This window comes from Calothrix sp. CBUCES-K 9914 (genome assembly GCF_059640475.1).
In genome coordinates this window covers 1-5,511 of sequence record NZ_JBXXZH010000407.1, presented here as the reverse complement: position 1 = coordinate 5,511, position 5,511 = coordinate 1, and the positions used below count along the sequence as shown (strand labels likewise).

Here is a 5,511-nt window from a genome sequence, read left to right as displayed (position 1 = left end):
GGGGTTATTTGTGCTTTTGGAGTTGTAGTCGGAGTTGGAGTAGGAGTTGATATAGTAGACGTGGGAGTTGCGGAGATTTTTTTGGTTAGGGCAACCCCCAATGTGAGAGGACCTTTACGGTCTTTGCCTTCGTTAAATTCTAGTTTTTCACTTTTTTGGTCGCTTTCCGCCCAAGTGTTTGGGTATGGTTTGGTTAATAATAATGGTGCTGCTTGAACATTGCTAACTGGAGTTGTATCTACGGGACGCGCGAGTCGATAAAATGAAATACCGTTACCAAAATCTTTGGTAATAGGATGTTTGCCGTATTCTGTGACAATTGGAACGGCTGGACCTAAAGTCTCGTTACCAGCTATATCTACCGCTAAACGAGTATCTAGTTTTACTCCCCATTCATTAAGTAAAGGGTCGAGTTTGGGGTCGGTGTCAGGGTCTATCATTAATAAGGCATTACCACCACGGTTTAGATAGTTTTGTAATGCTCTAACTTCAGTATCGAAAAGCGCGCGCTTTGGACTTGCGACGATAATAACGTTCGTATCTGCTGGGACTTCAGCTTTTTGAACAAGGTTTAAAGCTTCAGTTGTAAAGCTTTTATCATTTAAACTTTTCACAGCCTGGGTTATAGAATTTTCACCTGCTGTAATTTGAAGTTCTCCATGTCCTTGCAAAAAATAAGCTTTAGAAGCTGTACCAGAAGTTACCTGCTGCAAACGGTTGGTAAGACGAATTTCACTCAGACGTTCCTGAAGGTTTACTACCTGTACTAACTTACGCTGTTGATTAGTTTCTAAATAAACTTCACCTGCTTCTTTGACACCAAATTGTTTGGTTAACCCAGGTTTAGCTTGCGGGTCTACATATTCAAAATCAAATTTACTACTTTGGCGCCGATAGTTTTCGAGAAGGTCACGGTCAAGCGGGTTTTGGTTAGTATCAAATATCCACACCTTTACAGGTTGTGGCAAGGTACGTACTAACTCTCGCGTTTGCGGTGCAAGACTAAATAACTTTGTCTCTGTTAAATCTGTCCGCAGATGGTAGCGGGTGCCGAGAAAGTTAATAAAGCCGAGTATAGCTAAAACTGCAAGCGTTGCAAACAAAGCATTAGTACCTGCTTGAGTCGAACGTTGTCCCAACCAATTATTTTTTTTACTTTCTATTATTACCCAAGCTGCAATAATCACAACTCCAGGTATAAGAAACAACAGCGGAACGGCGCCCCTGAAACCTGAAATTAACCCAACAGTTAAACCAGCAGTAACAAAGAATGAACCTAGCCAAAATAATAATTTCCAGAATTTTCCTTGAGCAATAGTCTTCATAAATTATTTTATATCTTAGATTTTGGCAACGTATAAAACGGATTTAACAGATAATTTATTGTGTATAAACAAAGTCTAGTTAATAAAGATCAACCATTCGTTACATCCGTTCATAATCCGTTGCCAAGATTACTGTCTTTGAAAGCGAAGTGCATCAATTGACTGAGCGGTTAGGAAAATACCTAAAATAATGTAACTCGCAAATAAAATAATTGCGCTAGTATCAAAAACACCTTGAATTAAATTGTTGTAATGCTTGATTAACGATAGATGACCCAAAGCATCGCCGAAAGTTCCACCAATATTCTTGGCAATCAAATCAATAAACAGCAGCACTAAAATAGCAGCGAATGTAAGAACAGCCGAAAGAATTGTGCTGTCAGTTAAAGAAGAAATAAACATTCCCACAGACAAAATTGACCCTGCAAGCATTATTAAACCTAAATGACCTGAAAAAAGAATTAATGATGGCATTGGGGGACTAGCGGCACTGATTACAATACTTTCAAATACTATCAATGGCATTACGATTGTTGTAAAAAAAGTTAGTACTCCTAGTAATTTTCCAACAGCAACAGCCCAATTAGTCACAGGAGATGTAGCGAGTAATTCTAATGTGCCGCGTTTACGCTCTTCTGCATACAGCCCCATTGATAAGATTGGCAGTATAAATAATAGCATCCAACCCATACGGTCGAGGAACGCGCGGATAAATTCATAAGGCACATCAATAGGAGGAACAGGAACTTGAAACTGTTGTCCTTGAATATCTAAGCCCGCTACATACTGAAGAATATCTTGCAATATTAAGATGAAAAATAACCCAGATAGAAACCAAAAGATGCCTGCTACAGCATAAGCTAAAGGCGAGACAAAATAACTTTGTAGCTCGCGGCGGTAAATAGCAATAATGTTACTTAGTACGATGCCCATTATCTATATGGTTTCTCCTTGTGCTTCTCCTTGTATACTTTCGACTAGCTCAGACTGTATCTTGATTTTTTCTTCAGTAGTCAACTTTAAGAACACATCTTCGAGGGTAGCGCTGACGCGACGCATTTCGTATAAATTAAAGCCCGCGCGTAGTAAAGTCTGTGCTATTTCGCTTCCTGGCTCAGTTCCCGGTTGCGTAACAACTCGTAAGCAAGCCCGTTCTGGTAAGATGACTCCAGTTCCAACTGTAGGAATTGATTCTACCAAAATCACGCCCATAACGTTTTGCAATACTTGTTTCGCAAGAGTTGCTTCACCTCCAATTTCTAACTCGTAACCTGAACCACCAGTTAACTGCGTCATCAGGTTTTCTGGTGTGTTTGTCGCAACGATTTTACCCTGGCTGATAATCGCAACACGACTACAAGTCATGCTAACTTCCGGTAAAATATGTGTTGAAAGAATTATAGTGTGGTCTCCCGCCAAACTTTTAATTAGGTTCCGCACGTCAATAATTTGCCGAGGGTCTAAACCAACCGTTGGTTCGTCAAGAATTATTGCTGGTGGGTCATGAACAATTGCTTGTGCTATACCAACACGCTGCTTATACCCTTTAGAAAGCTTCCTGATAATTGTATTGCGCCTGTCTGTGAGGTTACACTTTGCAAGTGACGAACGTACTTTTTCCTGACGGTCTCCTGCACTTACCCCTTTTATCCGCGCGACGAAATACAAAAACCCTTCTACCGTCATTTCTGGATATAACGGCGGATTTTCTGGTAAATACCCAATTTGGCGCCGAACCGCGAGTGAATTTTCGTGTACGTCAAGTCCTGCGATACGTGCTGTTCCTTTTGTAGCTGGCAAATATCCAGCTAAAATTCGCATGGTTGTAGTTTTCCCGGCGCCATTAGGACCGAGGAATCCTAATATCTCACCCTTTTCGACGTTAAACGTCACATCAGAAATAGCTCTCGTAGAGCCATATACCTTACTTAGATGCTCAACCTCAATCATAAGAAGCTTGGGGAATCTCTAGTAATATTCAAGCACTAATTATAGAGGGCTAAGGAGAAAGGATAAGACCTTAAGTATAAAATGAGCGTTTTTTACTATTTATTTTCACTGTTTATAATTTATCCTTTACCTGTATCCTTTAAAAACCCTTTCTCCTTACCCCCTTACCTATGGTAAACTCTACCCTCGTTGCCACACTCTATGTCAACCCCGTGACTGGAAATGATGCCAATGCTGGGTCACGGCTATCTCCTTTTAAAAGTATTACTCGTGCTTTATTTGTCGCAAAATCTGCTGTAATACGTCTGGCACCAGGTACATACAGCGAACAAGGAGGTGAAAAGTATCCGCTTGTGCTTCCACAAGGGATTATGGTTATAGGCAATGAAGCTACTAAAGGTCAAGGTATTGTTATTACTGGCAGTGGTGAATACAATAGTCCTACTTTCGGCGCCCAGAATATTACCTTATTACTGCTTGATGATGCGAGTTTGTCAGGTGTCACAGTAACGAATAACACTGCTAGAGGTACTGGAATTTGGATCGAATCAAGTATTCCAAATCTGGTAAATTGTACTTTCACCAGCTGTGGTAGAGAAGGCGTGTTTGTTAGCGGTGCTGCAAAACCAGCTATCACAGATAACGTATTTATTCAAAATAATGCAGGTGGACTAGTAATCGCGCGCAACAGCAAAGGTGAGATACTGCGAAATACATTTCAAAAAAACGGCTTAGGCTTGGCAATTAGCGATTTTTCGGCGCCTTTGGTCGCTTTCAACAAATTTACCGATAATAAAACAGGTATTGCACTGTCGCGCGAAGCACGTCCAGTATTGCGAAACAACTTAATCGAAAAAAACTCGCAGGGTGGACTACTTATTAACGGTAACGCAATTCCAGATTTAGGCAGTTCGCAAGACCAAGCCAATAATACCTTTCGTGATAACAGCGAATTTGACATTCAAAATTCTACTTCCAATACACTGATTTCTGCTGGCAACCAAGTCAACCCTGTATCTGTGAAGGGACTTGTAGAGTTTGTCGCAGCTATTCTTGATGATACCGATAAAACTGGGGAAAACAGTTTCTTCCGCGATATTAGTGGACACTGGGCAGCACCGTTTATAGAGGTATTAGTTACAAAAGGCTTGATAACTGGCTTACCTAATGGTAACTTTGCACCTGATGCACCAATTAACCGCGCGCAATATGCAGCATTAGTAGCAAAAGCGTTTCAAATTCACTCTAAAAATCAAATTCCCAATTTTACAGACATCAAACGAGATTTTTGGGCTGCTCCAGCCATTGCTGCCACTGCTGGTATGGGTTTTATTAACGGTTTCCCTGACGGAACATTTCGACCTGGACAAAACATGACTAGAGTTCAAGCGCTTGTATCAATCGTTAGTGGGCTTTCTTTGAGTGGTGGTAATGCGAATTTACTACTAGCATTTAGCGACCGCGCCCAAATTCCTAGTTATGCAACCTCTTCTTTGGCAACTGCTACACAAAACTTACTCGTCGTCAACTACCCCCAACTCAATGAAATTCAACCATTGCGTGATATTTCCCGCGCGGAAGTTGCGGCGTTAATTTATCAAGGTTTGGTGACACAAGGAAATTTAAAGCCTATCGCTTCACCTTATATTGTGATTCCAATTGCGGATGTAGCTTCGTTTAGTGACTTAACCGGACATTGGGCTGAAGACTTTATTCGTGGATTGGTAAGTATGAACTTAACGAATGGATATGTGGATGGTACATATCAACCAGATAAACCAATAACGCGCGCGCAGTATGCGGCACTAGTTGCAGCAGCGTTTAACCCAGTTAGTAAACGTTCGGCGCCTGAATTTTCGGATGTGAGACAGGATTTTTGGGGTTACAACGCGATAAGGGTGGCTGCGAGTGGAGGGTTTGTGAGCGGGTTTAGCGATGGAACATTTCGTCCAAACCAAAATGTTCAGCGGTTGCAAGTAATTGTTTCATTAGTTAGCGGAACTGGAATTGCAGGCGCCACTCGTGATAATTTAGGGGCATACAGCGATAGTAACGCCATTCCGACAAGTGCGTGCGCCGCAGTTGCAACGGCTACAGCGAACAATATTGTTGTCAATTATCCAAGTATAAAACAAATCCAACCAAGCCGAGAGGCAACGAGAGGTGAAGTTGCTGCGATGGTATATCAAGCGCTAGTCGCTTTAAAAAGAGTACCAAAAATAAATTCACCGTATGT

The 5,511-nt window shown here is 41.4% G+C and carries 4 protein-coding genes; 1 reads left to right on the top strand and 3 read right to left on the bottom strand.

Annotated features, from left to right (window positions below; genetic code table 11):
• The 3 genes from AC2JBO_RS42580 to AC2JBO_RS42570 all read right to left on the bottom strand — a co-directional run.
• Nucleotides 1-1,325, bottom strand: a 1,325-nt coding sequence (locus tag AC2JBO_RS42580; protein ID WP_496959662.1) for a GldG family protein, incomplete at its 3' end; no start/stop codon positions are given.
• Between the two features lie 129 nt (nt 1,326-1,454).
• Entirely contained in the window at nt 1,455-2,258 is an 804-nt protein-coding gene (locus AC2JBO_RS42575; protein WP_496959661.1) for an ABC transporter permease, read from the bottom strand.
• 3 nt (nt 2,259-2,261) lie between these two features.
• Nucleotides 2,262-3,275, bottom strand: a complete 1,014-nt coding sequence (locus AC2JBO_RS42570; RefSeq protein ID WP_496959660.1) for an ABC transporter ATP-binding protein — start codon at nt 3,273-3,275, stop codon at nt 2,262-2,264.
• A 170-nt stretch (nt 3,276-3,445) separates the two neighbouring features.
• On the opposite strand from AC2JBO_RS42570, the gene AC2JBO_RS42565 reads away from it, so the two are divergent.
• Nucleotides 3,446-5,511: S-layer homology domain-containing protein (locus AC2JBO_RS42565; RefSeq protein WP_496959659.1), on the top strand; the 2,066-nt coding region annotated here is incomplete at its 3' end.